We start from the raw sequence: 1023 nt of genomic DNA, 5'->3' as shown, positions 1-1023 counted from the left end.
CGTCGACACCACGGCTGCGGGCGGCAATGCCAGCCTGCTGGCCGCGGCGTAAGATTCCACCAAGGCCCGCTCGCAGCAAGAGTACCTCGTGTTGACAAGAAGCCACGTCGACTAACAAGTGGGCAACTCGACAGGGGCGAGGCCGAACAGATGCAGCCACCACGGTTTGAGCTTCCGCGTGTCGGCGTGGTCATCACCTGTCACAATTATCGCGACTATGTCGAGGATGCGATCCGCTCGGTCCTGGCGCAGACCTATCAGAAATGGCACTGCGTCATCGTCGATGACGCTTCGACCGACGGCTCGGCCGATTACGTCCGCCGGCTACTCGAAGCGATTGATGACCCGCGCTTCAGCCTGTTGGCGCGTTCGCAAAATGGTGGCCAGCTTGAATCGTTCCGCGATGGTTTTGCAGCATGCGGCGCGCCATTCGTGGCGTTCCTCGATGCCGACGATATCTGGTTGCCGAATTTTCTCGTGGCGCACCTTGCGGCCCATTTGAATGCGACGCGCCCGGCGTCGCTGTCCAGTTCCGATGTCTTTCTGGTCGACCGCGACCGCAGCTTGCTGGCTGGCACCTACATTGAATTGCGAAAGCCGCGTTCCAGCCTGGCCGGGCCCGGCATCGCCATCCCGCCCGGCGAACAGCTTGCCGCGATGGCACCCGAGATCGCCTATGCTTCGGACCATCCGATCACGTATTTCAAGCCTGGCGCGTATGGCTGGATGTGGGCGCCGACATCGTCGATGGTCTTTCGGCGCGCCGCGCTGGAACCGGTTCTGGCGTTCCCGTTCAAGGCCAGGATAGGAACCGACTATCTCGCGGCGACATGTGCGCATCTGGCGGCCGGCAGCCTGCTCCTGTCGGAATGTCTTGGCCTCTACCGCCTGCACGGGGCCAACGCATCCACCAACATCGCCTATGCCGGCGGCCATGTGCAGCAATCGCCGGCGTACCGAGCGCATGAGATGGTCATGGCGGCTGATATCGTCGACTATGTCGTGGCCAATGCAGAGCGGCTC

At 62.5% G+C, this 1023-nt stretch carries 1 protein-coding gene; it reads left to right on the top strand.

Features of this window, described 5'->3' with window-relative positions:
* Nucleotides 1-150: 150 nt before the first annotated feature.
* The coding region (locus tag E5W87_RS31960) for a glycosyltransferase (RefSeq protein ID WP_292406888.1) at nucleotides 151-1023 on the top strand (873 nt) is incomplete at its 3' end.

This window comes from Mesorhizobium sp., from assembly GCF_004962925.1.
Classification (GTDB): Bacteria; Pseudomonadota; Alphaproteobacteria; order Rhizobiales; family Rhizobiaceae; genus Mesorhizobium.
The sequence above is the reverse complement of the archived record's forward strand: the minus strand, read 5'-3'. Positions and strand labels throughout refer to the sequence as shown.